We start from the raw sequence: 21200 nt of genomic DNA, 5'->3' as shown, positions 1-21200 counted from the left end.
CTGTCAGCGCCGCCCGTCCGAGGGCCCGGGTTCGGCGAGGTGGGAGCGGATGAGGAAGCGCACCCCCTCGGGAGCCTCCAGGGAGAAGCCGCTGCCCCGGCCCGGCACCACGTCGACCGTGAGCCGGGTGTGTCTCCACAGTGCCCACTGCGCGGCCGACATCCAGAACTCGACGGGCTCGGGGACGCCGTCGACGTCGAGCGACGCCAGCAGGACGTCCGAGCCGCCGGTGCGGAACTCGCCGGCCGGGTAGCACATCGGGGCGCTGCCGTCGCAGCACCCGCCGGACTGGTGGAACATCAGCGGCCCGTGCTGCTCCCGCAGCGAACGGATCAGCTCCGCTGCGGCCGGCGTCACGGAGACCGGGTCGATCGCCGGCGGGAGCGACACCGGGGAGACCGCACGGGGGAGCGGGACGGGCGCGTGTCGGGTGGTGGGTGGCGCCGCGGCGCCCGGCGAACCGGGCACCGCGTCGCGCGACGGGTGGTCGCCCATCAGAAGAAGCCGAGCTTCTTCGGGGAGTAGCTGACCAGCAGGTTCTTGGTCTGCTGGTAGTGCTCCAGCATCATCTTGTGGTTCTCCCGGCCGATGCCGGACTGCTTGTACCCACCGAACGCGGCGTGCGCCGGGTACGCGTGGTAGCAGTTGGTCCAGACCCGGCCGGCCTGGATCGACCGCCCGGCCCGGTACGCGGTGTTGATGTCCCGGGTCCAGACGCCGGCGCCCAGCCCGTACAGCGTGTCGTTGGCGATCTTCACGGCCTCGTCGAGGTCGGCGAAGGAGGTCACGGAGACCACCGGTCCGAAGATCTCCTCCTGGAAGACCCGCATCGAGTTGTCGCCCTCGAAGATGGTCGGCTCGACGTAGTACCCGCCGGAGAGCTCGCCGCCCAGGTCCGCCCGCGCGCCGCCGGTCAGCACCTTCGCGCCCTCCTGCCGCCCGATGTCCAGGTAGGACAGGATCTTCTCGAGCTGGTCGTTGGAGGCCTGCGCCCCGATCATCGTGTCGGTGTCCAGCGGGTGCCCCTGCTTCACCGCCCGGGTCCGCTCCACCGCGGCGGCGAGGAAGTCCGAGTAGTGGCCCTGCTGGATCAGCGCCCGCGACGGGCAGGTGCAGACCTCGCCCTGGTTGAGGGCGAACATCGTGAACCCTTCGAGCGCCTTGTCGTGGAAGTCGTCGGCGGAGGCGCTCACGTCGTCGAAGAAGATGTTCGGGCTCTTGCCGCCCAGCTCCAACGTGACCGGCTTGATGTTCTCGCTGGCGTACTGCATGATCAGCCGCCCCGTGGTGGTCTCGCCGGTGAACGCCACCTTCGCCACCCGCGCGGACGAGGCGAGCGGCTTGCCGGCCTCGACCCCGAAGCCGTTGACCACGTTGACCACCCCGGGCGGCAGCAGGTCGGCCACCAGGGAGAGCCAGTGGTGGATCGACGCCGGGGTCTGCTCGGCCGGCTTGAGCACCACGGCGTTGCCCGCGGCGAGGGCCGGGGCGAGCTTCCAGGTCGCCATCAGCAGCGGGAAGTTCCACGGGATGATCTGCCCGACGACACCGAGCGGCTCGTGGAAGTGGTAGGCGACCGTGTCGTCGTCCAGCTCGCCGACGCTCCCCTCCTGCGCCCGGATCGCCCCGGCGAAGTAGCGGAAGTGGTCGATGGCGAGGGGGATGTCCGCGGCCAGCGTCTCGCGAACCGGTTTGCCGTTCTCCCAGGTCTCGGCGATCGCCAGGGATTCGAGGTTCTCCTCCATCCGGTCGGCGATCCGGTTGAGGATGCGGGCCCGCTCGGCCACCGAGGTGCGGCCCCACGCGTCGGCGGCGCCGTGCGCGGCGTCGAGGGCCTTCTCGACGTCGTCGGCGGTGCCCCGGGCCACCTCGCAGAAGGTTTCCCCGGTCACGGGAGTGGGGTTCTCGAAGTACCGTCCGCCGTGCGGCTTGACGTACTCGCCGCCGATGAAGTGGTCGTAGCGGGATTGCCAGTGGGTGGGCGCGTCGTAGCGCGTCATGGTTACCTCCGCGTCGAGGTGCGGTGACGGCGGCGACGCTAGTCAGCGGAGGGTTGCATCCACGTTGCGTGGCAGGCCGTACTCCCGCGCGAGCTGGTGGATCCGGGCGACGGCGAGCGGCCGGCGGGGCGCGCCCGGCGGCAGCGCCCGCGCCAACGCCTGCCACGCGGCCAGGTCCTCGGCGCCGGTCGGTGTCGCGGTCCAGGCGAAGATGAGCGCCGGGTCCGCGGTGGCGAGCACGGCCGCCCGGAGGTGGCCGTCGATGAGCCGGCGCAGCCGGGTCACTCCCGGCGCGTCGGAGGCGGGCAGCAGCGGGCCCGGGTACGCGTCGAGCGCGCCCGCCGGGTCGCCCCGGTCGAGCCGGGCGGTGACGGAGCGGAAGTCCGCGCGCACCGTCCCGCGCAGCCGGTACGGTCGGGAGTCCAGCAGCTCCGGGCCGAGCACCCGGCGCAGCCGGGACAGCTCGGCGCGCACGGTGACCGGGTGCAGCCGGTCGTCGCCGTAGAGGTCGAGGCCGAGCTGCTCGCCGGAGCGCCCCTCGGGGTGTTCGAGCAGCAGCACGAGCAGTTCGCTGTGCCGGCGACCGAGTCGGATCCGGCGTCCGTCCACCCGCAGCTCCGCCTCGTCGCGGCCGAGCGCCAGGACGTTGAGCGCGCCCGGTTCGGCCGGCCGGCCGGCGGCCAGCTCCGCCTCGGCGGCGCGGGCGGTGGCCCGGACCAACGCCAGGCTCTGCGGGTTGGCCAGGTGGTCGCCGCCGGTGATGTCGATCGCGCCGAGCAGCCGTCCGGTACGCGGATCGTGGATCGGGGCGGCGGCGCAGGTCCAGCGCTGCACCCGGCGGCTGAAGTGCTCGGTGGCGAAGATCTGCACGCTGTGGTCGACGGCGAGCGCCGTGCCGGGGGCGTTCGTTCCCGCGTGCGCCTCGTCCCACCGGGCTCCGGGCACGAAGTTCATCGCCTCGGCGCGCCGACGCACCCCGGGATGGCCCTCGACCCAGAGCAGCCGTCCGTGCGCGTCGCAGACCGCCATGAGGTGCGCGCCGTCGAAGGCGACGCCGCCGAGCAGGTCGCGGAAGAGCGGCAGCACCCGGGCCAGTGGATGCGCGGTGCGGTGATCGGCCAGCGCGTCGTCGGTCAGGTCGACCGGCGCGGTGGCCTCCGGATCGAGCAGGGCGGACCGTTCCCAGGACCGCCGGACCACCTCGCGGACGCGGCCGGGTGTCGTGCCGGCGGCGAGGAACGCCTCGTGCGCGGCGGCGACCTGCGCGATCCGCTCCGCGGGATCGGCGCCGAGTTCCAGGGCGAGCCACGGGTCAGCCACCGGCGACCTCCTCGCACCAATCGTGACCCACGTCACCCCCGCCCGCCAAGGGTGTGGGAGTGGCGGTGGCGGTCGGTGGCCGGAGTGATCCGGTTCACTCCCGGCGTCGCCCGCCCCGGTGGCGGTGAGGCCAGATCCCCCTATTCGTGGTATTCAGGACGTTCTTCTGGCTGGACGATTCGCCAGCATTTGTTCCTGCGCGCGGGCCGTGGACGATGGCTCAGGCGGGTGCTTACAGAACGCTTATCTCCCGCTTGAGACCGTATGCCGGAGAACGAAGGATCACGGGAGCGGCAAGCGTGCGGGTGCTGGTGGCGGACGACGAGCGGTTGTTGGCGGACATGATCGCCGAGGGGCTGCGTCGGGTCTCCATGGCGGTCGACGTCTGCTACGACGGCGACGCGGCGCTGGAGCGGATCGCCGTGAACCGGTACGACGTGGCCGTGCTCGACCGGGACATGCCCGGGCAGACCGGCGACGAGGTGTGCCGCAACCTCGCCGGATCGGACGCCGGCACAAGGGTGCTGATGCTCACCGCGGCCGCCGGCATCCGGGACCGGGTCGAGGGTCTGGGCCTCGGCGCCGACGACTACCTGACGAAGCCGTTCGCGTTCGCCGAGCTCGTCGCGCGGGTGCAGGCGCTCGGTCGCCGCTCCGCGCCGGCCGTGCCGCCGGTCCTCGAACAGCAGGGTGTGGCGCTCGACGTCGCCCGGCACACCGTCAGCCGGGACGGGCGCGCGGTCAACCTGAGCCCGAAGGAGTTCGCCGTGCTGCACGTGCTGATGCGTGCGGACGGTCGGGTGGTCAGCGCGGAGGACCTGCTGGAACAGGCGTGGGACGAGTTCGCCGACCCGTTCACCAACGCGGTGCGGGTCACCGTCATGACGCTGCGCAAGAAGCTCGGGCAACCGGCGATCATCCAGACGGTGCCCCGGGCCGGTTACCGGATCGGCGGGCCGGAGTGATCCCCCGCCGCCGGATCGTCCTCGTCTGTGTGCTCGCCCTGCTCGCCGGGTTCTACCTGCCCGCACTGACGAGGTGGCTGCTCGGCCTGCTCTGGCTGCCCGCAATGGAGGTCTGCGGCCTGCCGATGCCCGGGCTCGAGGTGGCGTGTGAGCCCGCCCGCCGGCTCGACGTGGCGATCCCGAGGATGGCCGAGTTCGTGCTCCTGCTGGCCGCCCTGGCGGGGCTCTGGGGCGCCGCGGTCTGGTGCCTGCGGCCGGTACGCGACCTCGCCCAGCCGATCGCGCACGTCGGTCCGCAGAACCTCGGCTACCGGATCCGGCGGCCCGGTCGGGACGAACTCGCCCAGCTCTCCGGGGCGATCGACCAGATGATGGAGCGCATCGCCGCCGGGTACGACGGGCAGCGGCGGTTCGCCGCGAACGCCTCGCACGAGCTGCGTACGCCGCTGGCGGTCCAGCGGACGCTGATCGAGGTCGGTATGGCCCAGGCGCTCACCGGCGAGCAGCTCGAACTCCTGACCGCCCAGCTGTTGCAGACCAACGAACGCAACGAGCGGCTCATCGAGGGGCTGCTCGCCCTCAGCGAGAGCGACCAGGGTCTGCGCTCCTCGACCCCGCAGCCGCTCGACGAGATCGCCCGGGGGGTGCTGGCCGCGTACCAGGACCGAGCGACGGCGGCCGGGGTGACGGTGGAGAGCCAGCTCGACCGCCGGATCGTGATGGGTGAGCGGGTGCTGCTGGAGCGCCTGGTGACCAACCTCGTGGAGAACGCGATCAAGTACAACCGTCCCGGCGGCCGGCTCGCCGTGACGGTCGGCCGGTCCCCCGCGCTGACGGTGGCCAACAGCGGGCAGATCGTGCCGGCGGAGGCGGTCGCCGGCCTCTTCGAGCCCTTCCGGCGCCTGGCCCGTGACCGGACGAACCAGAGCGGCGGCGCGGGACTGGGTCTCGCCATCGCCCGCTCGATCACCCAGGCGCACGACGGCATCATCGCCGCCCGCCCCCTCGACGGCGGTGGCCTCCGCGTCGACGTCCAGCTACCCGTTCCCCACTAGTGCGGTGTCGCCGCCGACCAGACCGAACCGATCGGCCCCGGGATCCGTGTGTACGCGGATCCCCGACTTCGGCCTGCCCGGTATTTGAGCGGTCCGCACTCGCGGAGCGCCGGCCCACCCGGAGCCGGAGAGGAAAGGACGTTGTGACACACGGAACCGAAGCGTCGACCGCGCCGGCGGCGCGGACGAGCGCGGGGCGCGAGGGCTGGGCCGACGTGGCCAAGGGCACCTGCATCATCCTCGTGGTGCTCTGGCACGTCGTGGTGAAGGACTACCTGCAGATCGACTGGCGGATCGGCCTGCCGGTGCCGGGCGCGTGGGGGCTGCTCGGCGAGCAGCTGCTGCCGCTGCGGATGCCGCTCTTCTTCACCATCTCCGGGATCTTCGCGGCGAACGCCGTGAACCGGTCATGGCGCGCCTCCCTCCGCCCCCGGGTCGCCGGCAATCTCTACCTGTACGCGATGTGGCTGCTGATCCACACCGCCCTGCTCGCCCTCGCCCCCGGCTTCCCGACCGACCGGGCCACCAGCCTCGGCGGGCTGCTCGGCCAGCTCACCATCACACCGTCCAACCTCTGGTACCTGTACGCGCTGGCGCTCTACTTCGTGCTGGCCAAGGCGCTGCGCCGGGTCCACCCGGCGGTGCTGCTCGGCGTCTCGGGCGTGCTGTCGGCCGTCGCCGCCGCGGGGCTGCTGGACACACCGGGCAACCGGGGCGGGGTCTACCAGAACCTCGTGTTCTTCCTCGCCGGCGTGCACCTGCGGCCGTACCTGATGCGCTGGGCGGCGACCGCGACCCGCCGGCGCCTGCTCTGGACCGCCGCGGTCTATGTGGCGGCCCTGGCCGTCATGGGCTTCGCCGCAGCCGAGCAGTGGTTCGGCGTGTGGCCGGTGGTCTCGGTCACCGCGGTGGCGTTCGGCATCACGGCGGCGGCTATTGTCGCCCAGCGGACGCGGGCAGCCGGCACGATGCTCGCCACTCTGGGGCGCCAGACGTTGCCGGTCTACGTGATTCACATGCCGGTGCTCGCCCTGCTGCACCGGCTCCTCGCCGGTCCGGTCACCGAGCTGAACGGGCCGGGACGGGAGCTGCTGGTGGCCGGATATCCGGTCCTGGTAACCGCGGTGGTGTTGGCGCTCAGCCTGGCCGTTCACCGCGGACTGCTGGCGGTCGGCGCGTGGTGGATGTTCAAGCTTCCACCGCGTACCGCCCCGAGGCACAACCGTGAAGGAGAGATCATGTCGCGCACAGAACAGCCGGCCGAGGTCAAACCTGCGGCTTCGGCGTCGGAGACAGTCCCGATCCAGGCGGTACCGGACCGGGCCCGGGTGCAGGAGGCGGCCTGGTGGCTCTCCGGTCGCGTGGTGCGTACCCCGGTGCTCAACTCTCCGACCATCGACCGGCTGGCCGGTGTCCGGATCCTGATGAAGGCGGAGAACCTCCAGACCGGCGGCTCGTACAAGATGCGGGGCGCGATGCTGGCCGTGGGCCGGCTGGCCGCGGCGGGGTACACCGGGGTGGTGGCCCAGAGCACCGGCAACCACGCGGTGGCGGTGGCGCTGGCGGCCGCACGGCACGGTCTGACGGCGACCGTCGTGCTTCCGGTGGACGCGGCGTCGACCAAGGTGGCCCGGGCGCGGGCCGCCGGAGCGGACGTGGTCTTCGCCGGCAGCACCCTCGACGAGCGGATCGCGACCGCCCGGCAGATCAGCGAGGCGCACGGGCACCCGTTGATCGACGCGTACGACCACCCGGACGTCATCGCCGGGCAGGGCAGCGCCAGCCTGGAGCTGATCGAGGAGGCGGAGCGCGCCGGCACGCCGCTGGACGCGCTGGTGGTGCCGGTCGGCGGCGGCGGGGGCGTCGCGGGCGCGTGCCTGGCGGCGGCGGGGACGTCGATCGAGGTGTACGGGGTGGAGCCGGTCGGCTGCGACTCGCTGGCCCACAGCCTCACGGCCGGCCGACCGACGGCGGTCTCCCCGGCACCCACGATCGCCGACGGGCTTCGCCCGACCTGCGTGGGTGAGCTACCCTTCGCGGTCGCACGCGACGCCATCCGAGGCGTCGTACGGGTCAACGACGACCAGATCGCCGAGGCGTTCCAGATGCTCCTGCTCGAGCTGAAGGTGCTCACCGAACCGTCCGGCGCGGCCGGGCTCGCCGGTGCGCTGCGGCTGGCGGCGGACCTCGGTGAGGCGGTCAACCGGCCCGGCGTCGTGCAGAGCGGCCAGGGGCGGGAGCGGTACCGCACGGTCGGCGTGGTGCTGACCGGCGGAAATGTCGAAGCTGAGCTGATCGCCCAGTTGGCGACCCGGCACTTCGCCGACATGGCGACTATGGAAGGGGTGGCGGCATGAGCACGCCTGTCCGGATCGGAATCCTGTTCGGTGGCCCGTCCGCGGAGCACGAGGTGTCCTGCGCCTCCGCCCTCGGCGTCGCCCGGGCCCTGGCCGACGCCGGCCACCAGGTGGTCGCCATCGGCGTGACCCGTACCGGCGGATTCCGGCTGGTGCCGGAGGCCACGCTGGCGCAGCTGCGCGCCGCCGTCGGGACCGGGCTGGCCATCGAGGACCGGCTCACGGTCACCGGACCGGTGGTGGAGCTGCGCTCCGGTGAGCGCCCCGGCACCCTCGCCGTCACCGCGGCCGACACCCCCGGCACGGTCGAGGCCGAGCTGGACGTGGTCTTCCCCGTCCTGCACGGTCCGTACGGCGAGGACGGCGTGGTGCAGGGGCTGCTCGAGTCCCTCGGCGTGCCGTACGTCGGGTGCGGCATCCTCGCCTCCGCGATCGGCATGGACAAGGTCGCGATGAAGCGCGCGCTGCGGGCCGAGGGTGTGCCGGTCACCCCGCAGGTGTCGTTCGACGCGCAGACCTACCGGGCCGTGGACGACCCGGAGAAGCTGGTGCTGGGGCTGCGCCGGCCGCTCTTCGTGAAGCCGGCCCGGATGGGTTCCTCCATCGGCATCTCCCGGGTGGCCGAGGGCGACGACCTGGCGGCCGCCGTCGAGGCGGCGCTGGAGCACGACAACGTCGTCGTGGTCGAGCAGGGCGTGACCGGCCGGGAGCTGGAGGCCGGCGTGCTCGGCGGCTGGCGGCCGGAGGCTTCCGCGGTCGGTGAGGTCCAGGTGAAGGGCGGCTGGTTCGACTACCAGCAGAAGTACTTCGGGGACAGCGACCCGATGATCGTCCCGGCGGTGCTGCCGGACGAGGTCACCGAGCGGATCCGGGAACTCTCCGTACGGGCGTTCGCGGCGATCGGCGGCTGGGGTCTGGCCCGCGTCGACTTCCTCTACGACGAGGCGAACGGCGACCTGTACGTCAACGAGCTGAACACCCTGCCCGGCTTCACCGCGCACTCGATGTACCCGAAGGTGTGGGCGGAGTCCGGCGTCAGCTACCAGGAGCTGGTGAACCGTCTCGTCGAACTCGCCTTCGTCCGGCACGCGGAGCGTCCGGCGAGCGCGCGGCTGGAAGAGACGCGATGATCCTGCTCTCCGATCCGCGGGTGGCCGCGGTGCGGAGCGAGGACGACGGCGACGAACTGGTCGACCTGCGTGAGGTGCCGGAGCTGCGGCTGGACGCCCGGGCCGCCGACCCCGCCGGTTCGTACGCCCGGGTGCGGCGTGCGGTGGCGCTTCGGCTGCTCGACGCGCAGCGTGCCCTGCCGGTGGGTCTGCGGCTGCTGGTGATCGAGGGCTACCGGCCGTACCAGGCGCAGCTGAAGATCTTCACCGGCTACCGGGACGAGCTGCGCCGCCGGTACCCGCAGTGGTCGCCGGAGCGGCTGCACGTGGAGACCACGAAGTTCGTCTCGCCGGTCGAGGTGGCCCCGCACAGCACTGGCGGAGCGGTCGACCTGACCCTCTGCGACGCCGACGGGATCGAGCTGGACATGGGCACGGTCGTCGACGCCACCCCGGAGGCGAGCGCGAACGCCTGCTTCACCGGGGCGGAGAACATTCCGGCCGCGGCCCGACGCAACCGGGAGATCCTGGTGGCCGCCCTCGGCGGGGCGGGGATGGTGAACTACCCGACGGAGTGGTGGCACTGGTCGTACGGGGACCGGTACTGGGCCTTGATGACCGGAGCGCCACACACCCGTTACGGCCCGTTGTGATCCCGAAGCCGCACTGAACGGTCCGGCCCTGTCGTCCGTACCAGGCGTCGTAGGACGTCACCGGACGAACGGGAGAGACAGTGAAGGTGCAGCGAAGGCATGTGCTGGCGGCGACCGTCGCAGTGGCCGCCGCGGCGGTCGTCGCGGTCGGCACCGGGCTCGGGTTCGCGGACACGACTCCGGGGCAGAGCTCCGTCTGCTCCGGGTCGGTCACCTTCTTCGCGGAGGGGGGCGCTCCGGCGGCGACCAGTGACCGGTTCCCGGTGGGTACCCGGTTGCGGGTGACCAATCTGGACAACGGGCGGTCGGTGCCGGTGACGGTGACCGGCCCGTCGGGTAGCTGCGTGCTGTTGAACACCGCCGCGATGGACGCGATCCGCGAGCCGGGCAAGAACGTGGTACGCCGCAACGTGGTCGAACGCCTCGACGCTCCGGCACCCCCGTCGGCCGGGCCCGGCGGGGGCGAGACCCGGCCCGGCAGCGCCCAACCGGGTGCCGCCCGGCCCGGCGGGACTGAGCCGGCCGTCCCGTCCTCGGTCTGCTCCGGGTCGGTCACCTTCTCCGCCGAGGGAGGCGCTCCGGCGGCGACCAGTGGTCGGTTCCCGGTGGGTACCCGGTTGCGGGTGACCAATCTGGACAACGGGCGGTCGGTGCCGGTGACGGTGACCGGCCCGTCGGGTAGCTGCGTGCTGTTGAACACCGCCGCGATGGACGCGATCCGCGAGCCGGGCAAGAACGTGGTACGCCGCAACGTGGTCGAGCTGCTCGACTGACCGCTCCGACGGGAACGCCGTGGCGCCCCCCCCCGGGGTGAGGGGCCGCCACGGCGTTCCCGTCGGAACCGCCTCCGGTCTTCGAGCTGTTGCCGTCAGGCAACGCGGCGGATCCGGCGTACGGCGAGGTAGAGCAGCACCGCCGCCAGCGCGACGAAGATGCCGGACTCGATGCCCTGAAAGAGCCAGAACCGGTCGGCCGGCTGGAAGAGCTGCCAGTTGTAGGCGCCCTCGCCGAACTCCTCCAGCGGCGGACACCTCCCGCCTGCGGGGCGGGCGGACTCCGCCCCGCACGCCGCCTGGGCGCCGGGCAGCACCATTGTGCCGCCGGCGTCCCGGATGCCCTTGTCGATGATCCAGTCGCCGGAGGCGCCGCCCGGCTCGCCGATGGTGCCCTCGATCGGGATGGCCCGGGTCTCCAGCGGCAGGTAGTGCGGCCGGGCCAGGACGGTCAGCAGGATTCGCAGGCCGATGAACCCGCCGAGCGTCACCGCCATCGCGGGCATCATCCTCGGCCAGTACACGCCCGCGCAGATGCCGAGGGCGACCGCGAAGAGGGTGTACCCGATCGGGGTCACCCCCTGCATGTCGAAGAAGAAGACGTCGAAGCGGTTCTGTTGCGCCGCGCCCGTCAGCGGCGCGACCCACCAGGACATGCCGAGCCCGTAGACCACGGCGACCAGCACCGCGACGACCGCGACGAACCCGAACTTCACCAGCGCCCACTGCCGGCGACCGATGCCCTGGGTCCAGGCGAACCGGTGGGTGCCCTGCTCGACCTCGCGGGCGACGAGCGGCGCGCCCCAGAACAGCCCCACGATCAGCGGCAGGACGAGGAAGAGCACGCCGAGCAGGGACATCGAGTTGAACTGGTCGGCGAACTGGTTCAGGGCCCGGCTGCACGGCCCGGCGCGGCCCGGGTCGGGCTGGACCGCGTTCAACACCCGGAGGCACTCGGCCAGGCCCTTGTCGGCGTACGAGGCGCGCATCATCAGCCCGGTCGGGATCATGAGGGCGGCGAGCGCGAGCAGGGCCACCAGGGTGAAGAGCGCCTGCCGGCGATGCTGTCGCCAGGTCAGCCAGATCACGCGGGCACCTCCCAGTCGGTCCGGGTGACGGTCGTCTCCCCGTCGGCGAGGTAACCGAGGATCACGTCCTCCAGTGTCACGTCATGGACCGTCCACTCCGGATCGACTACGCCGTCGATCCGGGCCAGCAGCGTGGACTGGCGGTCCGTGTGGCGGGCGCGTACCACCGTGCCGACGCCGGCGATCGGCTCGCCGATGTGCCGCGGCCCGACCAGCTGCCGGTGGGCGTCGACCAGGTCGTCGACCGCTCCGGCGAGCCGGACCCGGGAGGAGTGCAGGACGACCAGGTGGTCGCAGGTGCGTTCCAGGTCGGCGAGGAGGTGGGAGGAGAGCAGCACCGTCGTTCCGGAGTCGGTGACGCTGCCCATCAGCGACTGGAGGAACTCGCGGCGGGCCAGCGGGTCGAGGCTGGCGACCGGCTCGTCGAGCAGCAGCAGCCGGGGTCGCTTGGCGAGGGCGAGGGCGAGCGCGACCTGCGCGCGTTGGCCGCCGGAGAGCCGGCCGACCGGCAGCTTCGGCGGGATGCCGAGCTGAGCCAGCCGCTCCCGCGCCAACGCGGCGTCCCAGCGCCGGTTCATCCGGCCGCCGAGCTGCACCAGCTCCGCCGCGGTGAAGTCGCGGTAGAGCGGGGTGTCCTGCGCGACGAAGCCGATGTCGGGCAGGACGGCGGGGTTGTCGTACGGCGAGCGACCGAAGAGCCGAACCTCACCCGCGTCCGGTCGGAGCAGGCCGACGGCGAGGTGCAGCAGGGTGCTCTTACCGGCGCCGTTGGGGCCGACGAGGCCCACGATCCGCCCGGTCGGCAGGCGGAGTGAGCAGTCCTGCAACGCCCAGCGCTTCCCGTACCGCTTGCCGAGCTGCTCCGTCTCCAGTGCGACATCCATGTCCTCTCCTCTCATCCGGCCGAGGCGGGTTGCGTGCGGACCGCCTCGGCGGCGAGCGTGGCCCGCAGCGTGGTCTCGACCAGGGCGATGACGTCCTCGGGGGAGAGGCCGGCCGCGCGGGCGCGACCGAGCCAGGCCACCAGGTCGGCGCGCAGCTCCGCCTGGTCGGCGACGGGTGGGCCGCCGAGGGTGCGGCGGACGAAGGTGCCGACGCCGGGCCGCCCCTCGACGAGCCCCTCGATCTCCAGCTCGCGGTAGGCCTTCAGCACCGTGTTGGGGTTGATCGCCAGTGACTGCGCCACGTCGCGCACCTTGGGCAGTTGGTCACCCGGGACCAGCAGCCCCACCCGCAGCGCCTGCTTCACCTGCTGGATCAGCTGCACGTAGGTGTTCACCTTGGACCGGGCGTCCAGTACGAACTCGATCACCTGAGCCCTCTCTGTTGTACTACGACAGTAGGACTATAGGACAGGAGTGGGTTCCGTGGTGCCCCGAAGCCGCGACGCGACCTCGCCGCGCCCGACCGGGGTCGCCTAGGCTTCGAACGTGGAGTCGAGGGCCTTCTACGTCGCCGGCCGTCCCGCCCACGGCGAGGGCGAGCTGACCATCCACCACCCGTACGACGGGCGGGTCGTGGGACGTACCACCGTGGCCACGCCCGACCAGGTCGAAGCGGCGATCGCGGCCGCGGCGAAGGTGACGACGGAGGCCGCGGCACTGCCCGCGCACGTCCGCGCGGGCGCGCTCGACCACGTCTCCCGTCGGCTCGCCGAACGTGCCGACGAGATCGCCCGGCTCGTCACCGCCGAGAACGGCAAACCGCTGAAGTGGGCCCGGGCCGAGGTGGGACGCGCCGTCGCCACCTTCCGCTGGGCCGCCGAGGAGGCCCGGCGCTTCTCCGGCGACCTGCAACGCCTCGACACCGACCCGGCCGCCACCGGTCGGATCGCGCTCGTCCGCCGGGTGCCCCGCGGCCCCGTGCTCGGCATCACCCCGTTCAACTTCCCGCTCAACCTGGTCGCGCACAAGGTGGCCCCCGCCGTCGCGGTCGGCGCGCCGATCGTGGTCAAGCCGGCGCCGGCCACCCCGCTCACCGCGCTGCTCCTCGGCGACCTGCTCGCCGAGACCGACCTACCCGCCGGAATGTTCTCCGTGCTGCCGCTGCCCAACGAGCGCGCCGCCGAGCTGGTCGCCGACCCGCGCCTGCCGGTCGTGTCGTTCACCGGGTCCGGCCCGGTCGGTGCCGCCATCCGCCGAGTGGTACCCGAGAAGCACGTGACGCTGGAGCTGGGCGGCAACGCGGCGGCCGTCATCTGCGCGGACTGGGCCGCCGACGAGGACCTGACCTTCGCCGCGCAGCGCATCGCCACCTTCTCGAACTACCAGGCCGGTCAGTCCTGCATCGCCGTCCAGCGGGTCTACGTGCACGAATGGATCTACGACGGCTTCCTGCCCCGGTTGGTCGCCGCCGTGCAGGAGCTGCGCACCGGAGACCCGACCGACGAACGGACCGACGTCGGGCCGCTGATCTCCGTCGACGCCGCACGCCGGGTCGAGGCGTGGGTCGACGAGGCGGTCGCCGCCGGCGCCACCATCGAGATCGGCGGCCGGCGCGAGGGCGCCAACCATCCGCCGACCGTGCTCTCCGGGGTGCCCACGGCCGCCAAGGTCAACGCCGAGGAGGTCTTCGGGCCGGTGCTGGTCGTCAGCCGCGTGCCCGACGACGAGGCCGCCTTCGCCGCCGTCAACGACTCGGCGTACGGATTGCAGGCGGGCGTCTTCACCCACGACGTACGCACCGCCTTCCTCGCCGCCCGGGTGCTGGAGGTCGGCGGGGTGATCGTCGGAGACGTACCGTCGTACCGCGCCGACCAGATGCCGTACGGCGGGGTCAAGGGCAGTGGCGTCGGGCGGGAAGGCCTGAGCAGCGCCATGGAGGACTACACCGAACCCCGCGTGCTCGTGCTCACCGGCGTCCGCCTCTAGGGCTCAACGCCGACGCGGGAGCGCGACCGGCCGGTCGCTCACCACGTGCCGTCCTCCCGGACGCGGGACGGCGCCCGCCCGAGCAGCAGCGTGGTCAGTGCCGCGTCGACGTCGCCGCCGAGGAACCACTCGCCCGCCTGGTCCAGCGCGAAGACCCGGCCCTCCTGGTCGACGGCGAGGATGCTCTCGCCGTGCTCCGAGCCGAACGGGAAGAGGTGGCTGCCGAGCACCGTCGCGAAGTCAGCGAGGGTGTCGGCGCTGTGCGCGCCCCGTAGCGGGTTGGTGGTGAACCGGCTGATCCACACCTCCTCGCCCGGGCCGCGCCGCCGGCTGAGCAGCGCCGGGAAGGCGGTCAGCGCGGCCACCGCCGCCGGAAACGGCTCGTGCCGGTGTCGCTGCCCCCGCACCTCGCGGGTCTCCCGGATCGCCCCGGCGCAGAGCACCTCGTTGAGCGGGCCGTCCGCCCAGCCACCGTCCAGAAGGGAATCCGCTACCTCCGCCGGGAACCGTCCGGGCTGGTGCGGCACCTGCCGCTCGGGCAGCCACTCCTGCGTGTAGGCCAGCTCCGACCAGCGGAGAACGTTGAAGTGCACCAGGAAGTTCAGGCACGAGTCGCAGGGGCGCTCGGCGAGCCCACCGGCCGGATCGCCCGGCTCCCGTACCCGGAACACCTCGAACCGGGCCGCGGCGAGCAGCAACTCGGCGTCGCCCATGCCCATCGGGGCGATGCCCTCGGCGGCCCGGCGGTGGTCGTACTCGTGCAGCACGTCGGAGACGACGATCAGCTCGGCGTGCCGGTCACCACCGCGACCGAGGTGACCGACGGGCAGTTCGTCGAGGTAGCGCCGGACCAGCGGATGGTGCCGCAGCTCCACGTCGCCCTTGGCCCCCTGGGCCCGGAACATCCTGCCGTCGAGGGAGAGGTGGGCGATCGCGCCGGGGGTGGGCAGCCGCCCGATCTCCCGCAGCAGTTGGCTCGCCGGATCGACCGTCCGAGGCGCCCGCGGCTCGCTCGGCCGGTTACGTCGGTAGAGCTCCTCGACCACGTTCGGTGGGACCCGGGGCCAGGTCGTCACCTCGCCGGTCTCCCGGTCGACGAACGTCGTCGGCAGGTCACCCGGGAGCGTCCGCGCCTCGACGGACACAGTGGACGATATGACGAACCCCAGGTCGAACTCGTCGACGGTCGGCACGCACTCGTAGCCCAGGCGTTGCGAGTCGCGGCGCGCCCACACCGCGGCGAGTTGCTCGGCCTGATGACGGTCGATCACCCGGCAGAAACTACCGGACCCCACGAGATTCGTCGCGCCCGGTATGGTGCGGCCTACACACGGTGACGGGGGAGGCGGCGTGGCGGAGGAGGCGGACCGGTCGACGAATCACCCACTGCGGGTCAGGTTCGACGAGATCCACGGTCAGTACCAGCGACTCAGGTCCGGTCTGGACGAACTGCGTGAGCGGCTCGCCGACCTGCGGGTGACCGAGCGTTCCGCGGACGGAAGGGTGACCGCCACGGTCGGCGCCCGTGGCGAGGTGATCACCGTGGAGCTGAGCTCCGCCGTCTACGGCGACCGGGACGCCGCCGCGCTGAGCCGGACGATCACCGAGACGGTGCGCCGGGCGAGCACCCGCGCGAACGCGGCCACCCGGGAACTGGTCGCCGGCTATCTTCCGGCCGGCGCCGGGTCGATGGATTTCCTGCGTACGGGTGACTTCGGCGCGCTGCTCGACCGGGCCGACGCGGTCCTGGGAGGCGGCAAGTGAGCGGCGCGGGCGGCGGGCAGCTGTGGCTCGACGCCACCCGGGCCCGGCAGGGCGGCGCGGACCTGAGCGCCGCCGGGGAGGCGCTGAGCGCCCGGCGGGCCGAGGTAGGCGGTGAGATCGCCTCGACCAGCGCGCAGCAGCCCTGGGGGCGGGACGACATCGGGGCGGCCTTCGAGCGCGGCTACCGCGGGTGCGAGGAGATCGTGCTGCGGGCGTGGGAGGGGCTCGGCCGCCACCTCAACGCGCTCGGCGTCGACGTGGTGCGTTCGGTCGACGCCAACGTGAACACCGATGCAACCGCCTCGGGCCGGCTCGCCCGCGTCGACAGCCGCTGACCACGGAGCATCCCGATGAGCCTGCTGCCGAGCCCGGTACCGCACCCGCTCGACTACTCGCCGTGGGACCTGCCCGGTTGGATCTACGAGGCCCTCGACTGGGTGCTCGGGGTCGAATGGCCGGAGGGGAACGAACGCGCCGTCTGGGACCTCGCCGACCAGTGGTACGCGGTGGCCGCCGTGCTCGCCGCCCCGCGCGCCGACGCGGCCGAGGCCGCCGCCGAGGTACGAGGCGGCTACGGCGCGGTCGGCGCGGTCCCCGAGGCGTTCGAGGCGGCCTGGCGGCGGTTGGCCGAAGGCGACGACGCTCCGCTGCCCGTGCTGCTCGCCGTCTCCACCGACCTGGGCCGGCTGGTCGAGGAGTGCGGGTGCGACATCGAGGCCGCGAAGCTCGAGGTCTGGATCGAGCTCGGCATCCTGGTCGTCGAGCTGCTGTCGCTGGCGGTCGCGGCCGCGCTCACCGCCGGCGCCGCCTCGCCCGCGGCGGGCGCCGCGGTCGCCGCCAGCCGGGTGATCGTGCAGCAGATCTTCAAGCGCCTGATCGGGCAGCTCGCCCGTAAGTCGCTGCGCCACGGCCTGAAGGAGGCCGGCGAGCGGGCCGCCCGGCAGGTCGCCGAGGGCGGCGTGCGGGGCCTGGCCCGGCGCTCGGCGCTCGGCGGGCTCACCGAGGCGGGCGAGGAGGCGGGGATCAGCCTCGCCACGCAGGCGTACCAGAACTCCACGGGCCGGCGCGACGGGCTGGACCTCGCCGACGCCGGCACCTCGGCGCTCGGCGGCCTGGCCGGGGGCGCGGCCGCACCGCTGGCCGGGCTGGGCCGGCACGCGACCGGGCCGATGGCCCGTGTCGGCGAGCACCTGACCCGGGAGATGGCCGGTGAGGTGATCGCGGAGAACGCCGCGAGCCTGGCCACCGGGGCGGGTTTGACCTCCGTGGAGGACGCCGCGCGGGCCGCGGTCTCCGGCGGCACGGGCTCGGCCACCGCGCAGGCGGACGCTGCGCTCCGCGCCCGGCTCGACGGCCGGCTCGCCGCGCTGGCCTCGACGGAGCTGGGCGTGCCGCCGGGTCTGGGTGTGTCGGCTGGTCTGGGCGTGCCGCCGAGTCTGGGCGTGGCGCTCGGCCCAGGCGTGGCCGAGTTGCCGGGTGGGCCCGAGTCGCCAGTGCCCGCACCGCGCCCGCCGTCCGACGGAACGTCCGCGCCCGGCGTGTTGCCCTCGCCCGGCGTGCTGCCCTCGTCCAGTGCGCCGATCGAGGTACCCCCTCCCGCCGCGCCCGGTCCGTCCGCGCCCGCGCCGGTGTCGCCCGGGCCGGCTTCGTTCGAGACGGTGCCGGTGTCGCCCGGTCTGGCTTCGTCCGAGGCGTTACCGGTGTCGTCCGCGTCGGCTTCGTTCGAGACGGTGCCGGTGTCGCCCGGTCTGGCTTCGTCCGAGGCGTTACCGGTGTCGTCCGCGTCGGCTTCGTTCGAGACGGTGCCGGTGTCGTCCGGGCCGGCTTCACCCGTGACCGTGCCGGTGTCGCCCGGGCCGATGGATTCCGTTCTGCCGGCCCCCACCGTGACGACTTCGGCGGCGATCGCCGACACCCCGACGCTGAGTGCGCTCGCGGCCCCCGCCCCGCCGATCACCGGGGCACCACCCCCGAGCTCGCCGGTTGTCGACCCGGTGCCGACCGGCCCGAGCCCGACCGCTCCGACCGCGGCGACGCAGCCGACGCCCCCCTCGGCCGGCTCGCTCGCAGCCACCACGGCGGCGGCTCCGACCGTCTGGCCGACCCGGACCCCGACACCCGGCCCCGTAGCACCGACGCCGCCCGAGCCCGCGACACCCGCCGCCCCGGCATCCGGCACTCCGCCGCCGACGCCGGATCCGCGCACCCCCGAGCCCGCCGTCCCGCCGAGACCCAACTCCACCGGGCCGCCGAACGGCGGAGGTCCGGACCGGCCGACGGCGGGCGGGTCGGATGCGCCACCGGCTCAGCCGGTGCCGCCCCGGCCGCCGTCCGACGGTTCGCCGGGGCTGGTGGGCGCCGATGGGCCGCGGCCGAGAACGCCCGAGTGGTACGCCGCGGTCTGGGCGGCCGACCGGGACGCCTTCGAGCGGCGCCGGTACCGGGGCCACTTCGAGTACCAGCGGCGCACCCACGAGGAGAACCGGCGCCGTGACCGGGTCGCGCAGCTGCGCCGAGACGCCGACCGGACGGACGACGAGATCCGCTGGCTGCGCAGCGAGGGCCACGATCTGGCCCGCGCCGGGCGGCACGCCGCCGCCGGGCGGTACCGCGCCGAGGTCCGCGACCGGGAAAGGTGGTACCACCAGCAGCGAGACCTCGCCGAGGAGATCCTGGCCGGGACGGTCGCGTCGCCGAGGGTCGGCCTCGACGAGGAGACCTTCCGGCGCGTCAACGACGACGTCGGCGAGCTCGCCGCCGGCGGGGTCGAGACGGCGGATCGCTCGGCGCTGACCGGCGACGACCACCCCCCACCGATCGACAGGTCACGCCGCTACGGCCGGCCGGGCGGGTTGCGTCCGCCGCTGGCCCTGCACCAGACCGACGTCGAGCGTCGGGTCCCCCGGGAAGCCGACGGGCGGGTCGCACGTACCCCGGATCCGCGCCAGGGCGACTGGTTCCGGCTGCTGAACGACGGTGGGCCGGCGGCCGACCCCACCCGGGGCATCAACTGCGTCGACTGCACGCTCTCGCTCTTCGACACGTGGGCGCACGCCCGCCCCCGGGTGTCGGCGCCGCGCACCTTCGACGCGTACGCGGCAGGCGACGTCAACCGGCCGCTCGACGGCGAGCTGCACGGGCCGCAGCGGATCGAGCAGATCACCGGTGGGCGGTTCCAACGACTCTGCGAGCCGAGGCACGACGTCACGCCGGCGCAGCGGCGGCACGCCATCGATCGCGGGTACCACAACCTGCACGACCAGTTGCTGCTCGGTGGGCACGGCAGCTACGCGTTCGTGATCAACACGTGGGAGGGCGGGGGTGCCCACATCTCCGTGGCGCTCAACCAGAACGGCACCGTGCTCTACCTCGATCCGCAGACCGGCCGAATCGCCACCCGACCGCTCTACCGGCACACCGGGACGGCGAACCGGTACAACTCGGTCGACCTCGAGGTTCTGGTGCTCGGCCCCGACGCCCGGCCGATGCCGATGGCCGGGCTGCGACGGGGATGGCACAGCGCCCTTCCAGACCTGCCCGAATATCCGCCCGCCGAGCGCGACGAGGGGTACGGCCACCCGTACCTCAACCGGCTGCATCTCCTCGCCGCCGGGCCTGGGTCGACCACTGCGGAGCATTCGCCGGTGGAGCGGGTGCTCGCCGACGCGGTGGACCTCACCGGCGCCCTCCGGGCCGGAGTGCCGCCGCCCGAACTGGCCGAGGCGCTGGACGGGCCGACGCTGCGTCGGCTCGTACCGCAGTTGGACGACGCTGCCGCCCGGGACGTGGCCACCTTCTTCGCGGACCCACGGGCGCGCGCGATGCTGGACGGGGCCTGGCGGGAACCGCCGCCGGACGAGCCGCTGCTCGCCGCGACTCTGATTCGGCAGCTGGCCGAGCGGCCCGACCTGGTGCGCCTGATCCTGGCGACGCCGGAGCTCTTCGACTCGTTGACCGCCCGTCCGCTGACGTTGCATCACCTGGCGAGTCATCAGCAGGCGATCGACGTCCTCGGCGACGTGATCGCCGAAATCTCGGAGCGGGGCGCCGAAGCGGTTACGGCGGAGGGAACACCGGCGGCGCCCCGGCCGACCATGCTCACTCCCCGCAACCGGGAGGTGAGCCAGCGGGTGCGCGCCCGGCGGCAGGCGAGCATCCAGAGCGGCTTCGACGTGGAGCGGTGCCACGACGGCCAGTTCCTCTCCGACTACCTGCGACGGCTCTACGCCGAAGCGGCGGCAGCTCAACCGGAGCTGAACAACCTGGTCGTACGACTGGCGGGCGATCGGGGGCTGCCCGGCTGGCGCCGTGGGCCGAAGGAGCGCGGACGCCTCCTGGACAAGCTCGTCGAATACGACAATGACGCGTCGCGTCTGACGGATCTCGCCGCCGCGAAGGTGGAGTTTCACGGGCTGGATGACCTGTACGACGCGTTGGACGAGCTGACCCGAGATCCTGACGTGGTGTTGCTCGATATCAAGGACCGTTTCGTTCGCCCGCAATTGAGCGGCTACCGGGATGTGCTGCTGAGGCTACGTACGTCGAACGGGCACGTCGCCGAGCTACGCCTTCAACTCGTCGCGCTGGAAGGGGTGGCGGAATGGGAGCATGCGCTCTACGAGGTCAGGCGGGACCTGGAGGCGCTTGCTGAGGTGGCGGACCGGCCGTTGACACCGACTGAACGGGCGGTGCGGAACGGGCTGCTCCGGCGCGGACAGAATGCGTACTGGCATGCGTTGGGTTACGACGGAGGCGAGGTGTCGGAGGGATGAACCGGCCCGAAGGTTTGGTGCTCCCGGCATTCTTCAGCCGTTACGAGTCGCCGATCAAGCTTGTGGAGACGGCGGACGGTGGCGTGGCGGCGTGGCGCGTCTCGAAGGAGACCGGCGGTTGGACTCCGGCGAACGAGTTCATCCGCGCGCTGTTATTCGTCGGTGGTGACGACATCGAGGAGTTGACGCGCGAGGAGTTCGTGCAGCAGACGGAGCGTGAGCGCGGGTACTACCTCCGGGGCGAAGGCCCGATCTTCGCTCTGTACGAGACCGTCAGGGCCATCACCGACGCCCAGGCCCGGGAACGCCGCTACCCGACTGCCACCGAGATCGCCCTGATCGAGGGGGTACGCCGCAGGACGTTCGTCATGTTCGAGGAGGAGTTGCAGCGGGCGGGTGATCCGGGGGCCGACCCGTCCCTGGCCCAGCAGCCCTAAACCGCTTGCGAAGGGCGGTGGCGGTGCAAGAGTGTCG

Annotated in this window: 18 protein-coding genes; 11 read left to right on the top strand and 7 right to left on the bottom strand. The window is 73.0% G+C overall.

Annotated elements, in window-relative coordinates:
* Positions 1-3 precede the first annotated feature (3 nt).
* The 3 genes from D7044_RS27755 to D7044_RS27745 all read right to left on the bottom strand — a co-directional run bounded on the left by D7044_RS27755 (position 4) and on the right by D7044_RS27745 (position 3320).
* Complete coding sequence (locus D7044_RS27755; RefSeq protein WP_120673907.1) at positions 4-372, bottom strand: DUF779 domain-containing protein; 369 nt, start codon at positions 370-372, stop codon at positions 4-6.
* A gap of 122 nt (positions 373-494) precedes the next feature.
* Positions 495-2000 (bottom strand): aldehyde dehydrogenase, encoded by a 1506-nt coding sequence (gene adh / locus D7044_RS27750; protein WP_120673268.1) that lies wholly within the window; start codon positions 1998-2000, stop codon positions 495-497.
* Positions 2001-2042: 42 nt separating this feature from the next.
* Complete coding sequence (locus D7044_RS27745) at positions 2043-3320, bottom strand: GAF domain-containing protein (protein ID WP_120690643.1); 1278 nt, start codon at positions 3318-3320, stop codon at positions 2043-2045.
* Between the two features lie 299 nt (positions 3321-3619).
* Here D7044_RS27745 and D7044_RS27740 point away from each other — a divergent pair, with 299 nt between their 5' ends.
* From D7044_RS27740 to D7044_RS27715, 6 genes are all read left to right on the top strand, one after another.
* Positions 3620-4285: a response regulator transcription factor gene (locus tag D7044_RS27740; RefSeq protein WP_120673266.1), complete on the top strand. Its 666-nt coding sequence runs from the start codon at positions 3620-3622 to the stop codon at positions 4283-4285.
* On the top strand, positions 4282-5340 hold the full coding sequence (locus D7044_RS27735; protein WP_120690642.1) for a sensor histidine kinase: 1059 nt from the start codon (positions 4282-4284) through the stop codon (positions 5338-5340). Before D7044_RS27740 ends, D7044_RS27735 begins: the two co-directional genes overlap by 4 nt.
* A gap of 143 nt (positions 5341-5483) precedes the next feature.
* Positions 5484-7697: a pyridoxal-phosphate dependent enzyme gene (locus D7044_RS27730; RefSeq protein WP_120690641.1), complete on the top strand. Its 2214-nt coding sequence runs from the start codon at positions 5484-5486 to the stop codon at positions 7695-7697.
* Positions 7694-8827: a D-alanine--D-alanine ligase family protein gene (locus D7044_RS27725; protein ID WP_120690640.1), complete on the top strand. Its 1134-nt coding sequence runs from the start codon at positions 7694-7696 to the stop codon at positions 8825-8827. Before D7044_RS27730 ends, D7044_RS27725 begins: the two co-directional genes overlap by 4 nt.
* Entirely contained in the window at positions 8824-9459 is a 636-nt protein-coding gene (locus D7044_RS27720) for a M15 family metallopeptidase (protein WP_120690639.1), read from the top strand. The genes D7044_RS27725 and D7044_RS27720 overlap by 4 nt, the downstream gene beginning before the upstream one ends.
* Positions 9460-9539: 80 nt before the next feature.
* Positions 9540-10232 (top strand): RlpA-like double-psi beta-barrel domain-containing protein, encoded by a 693-nt coding sequence (locus D7044_RS27715; RefSeq protein WP_120690638.1) that lies wholly within the window; start codon positions 9540-9542, stop codon positions 10230-10232.
* A 95-nt stretch (positions 10233-10327) separates the two neighbouring features.
* Here D7044_RS27715 and D7044_RS27710 read toward each other — a convergent pair whose 3' ends face one another.
* Genes D7044_RS27710 through D7044_RS27700 form a run of 3 tightly spaced genes read right to left on the bottom strand, consistent with a single transcriptional unit; the run spans position 10328 to position 12632 of the window.
* Complete coding sequence (locus D7044_RS27710) at positions 10328-11320, bottom strand: ABC transporter permease subunit (protein ID WP_120673260.1); 993 nt, start codon at positions 11318-11320, stop codon at positions 10328-10330.
* Complete coding sequence (locus tag D7044_RS27705; RefSeq protein ID WP_120673259.1) at positions 11317-12204, bottom strand: ABC transporter ATP-binding protein; 888 nt, start codon at positions 12202-12204, stop codon at positions 11317-11319. The genes D7044_RS27710 and D7044_RS27705 overlap by 4 nt, the downstream gene beginning before the upstream one ends.
* An 11-nt stretch (positions 12205-12215) precedes the next feature.
* A complete protein-coding gene (locus tag D7044_RS27700) occupies positions 12216-12632 on the bottom strand; it encodes a GntR family transcriptional regulator (protein WP_120673258.1) in 417 nt (138 codons plus the stop codon).
* A gap of 118 nt (positions 12633-12750) precedes the next feature.
* Here D7044_RS27700 and D7044_RS27695 point away from each other — a divergent pair, with 118 nt between their 5' ends.
* Entirely contained in the window at positions 12751-14190 is a 1440-nt protein-coding gene (locus tag D7044_RS27695; protein ID WP_120690637.1) for an aldehyde dehydrogenase family protein, read from the top strand.
* A gap of 38 nt (positions 14191-14228) precedes the next feature.
* Here the strand turns inward: D7044_RS27695 and D7044_RS27690 are convergent, their stop codons facing one another.
* On the bottom strand, positions 14229-15461 hold the full coding sequence (locus tag D7044_RS27690) for an SUKH-3 domain-containing protein (RefSeq protein WP_120690636.1): 1233 nt from the start codon (positions 15459-15461) through the stop codon (positions 14229-14231).
* A gap of 79 nt (positions 15462-15540) precedes the next feature.
* Between D7044_RS27690 and D7044_RS27685 the strand changes: the two genes are divergently transcribed.
* Genes D7044_RS27685 through D7044_RS27670 form a run of 4 tightly spaced genes read left to right on the top strand, consistent with a single transcriptional unit; the run spans position 15541 to position 21163 of the window.
* Positions 15541-15954, top strand: coding sequence for a YbaB/EbfC family nucleoid-associated protein (locus D7044_RS27685; RefSeq protein WP_120673255.1), 414 nt, complete (start codon positions 15541-15543; stop codon positions 15952-15954).
* Complete coding sequence (locus D7044_RS27680) at positions 15951-16289, top strand: hypothetical protein (protein WP_120673254.1); 339 nt, start codon at positions 15951-15953, stop codon at positions 16287-16289. Before D7044_RS27685 ends, D7044_RS27680 begins: the two co-directional genes overlap by 4 nt.
* Before the next feature lie 15 nt (positions 16290-16304).
* On the top strand, positions 16305-20726 hold the full coding sequence (locus D7044_RS27675) for a toxin glutamine deamidase domain-containing protein (protein ID WP_120690635.1): 4422 nt from the start codon (positions 16305-16307) through the stop codon (positions 20724-20726).
* On the top strand, positions 20723-21163 hold the full coding sequence (locus D7044_RS27670) for a hypothetical protein (protein WP_120690634.1): 441 nt from the start codon (positions 20723-20725) through the stop codon (positions 21161-21163). Before D7044_RS27675 ends, D7044_RS27670 begins: the two co-directional genes overlap by 4 nt.
* Positions 21164-21200 lie beyond the last annotated feature (37 nt).

Origin of the sequence: Micromonospora musae (genome assembly GCF_003626635.1) — a bacterium.
GTDB lineage: Bacteria > Actinomycetota > Actinomycetes > Mycobacteriales > Micromonosporaceae > Micromonospora > Micromonospora musae.
This window is presented reverse-complemented; position numbering and strand designations above follow the sequence as displayed.

Excerpts from the sequence above, each read along its gene's own strand:
- adh (WP_120673268.1), bottom strand. The coding sequence starts at position 2,000 with ATGACGCGCTACGACGCGCCCACCCACTGGCAATCCCGCTACGACCAC.
- D7044_RS27725 (WP_120690640.1), top strand. The coding sequence starts at position 7,694 with ATGAGCACGCCTGTCCGGATCGGAATCCTGTTCGGTGGCCCGTCCGCG.
- D7044_RS27720 (WP_120690639.1), top strand. The coding sequence starts at position 8,824 with ATGATCCTGCTCTCCGATCCGCGGGTGGCCGCGGTGCGGAGCGAGGAC.
- D7044_RS27705 (WP_120673259.1), bottom strand. The coding sequence starts at position 12,204 with ATGGATGTCGCACTGGAGACGGAGCAGCTCGGCAAGCGGTACGGGAAG.
- D7044_RS27675 (WP_120690635.1), top strand. The coding sequence starts at position 16,305 with ATGAGCCTGCTGCCGAGCCCGGTACCGCACCCGCTCGACTACTCGCCG.
- D7044_RS27670 (WP_120690634.1), top strand. The coding sequence starts at position 20,723 with ATGAACCGGCCCGAAGGTTTGGTGCTCCCGGCATTCTTCAGCCGTTAC.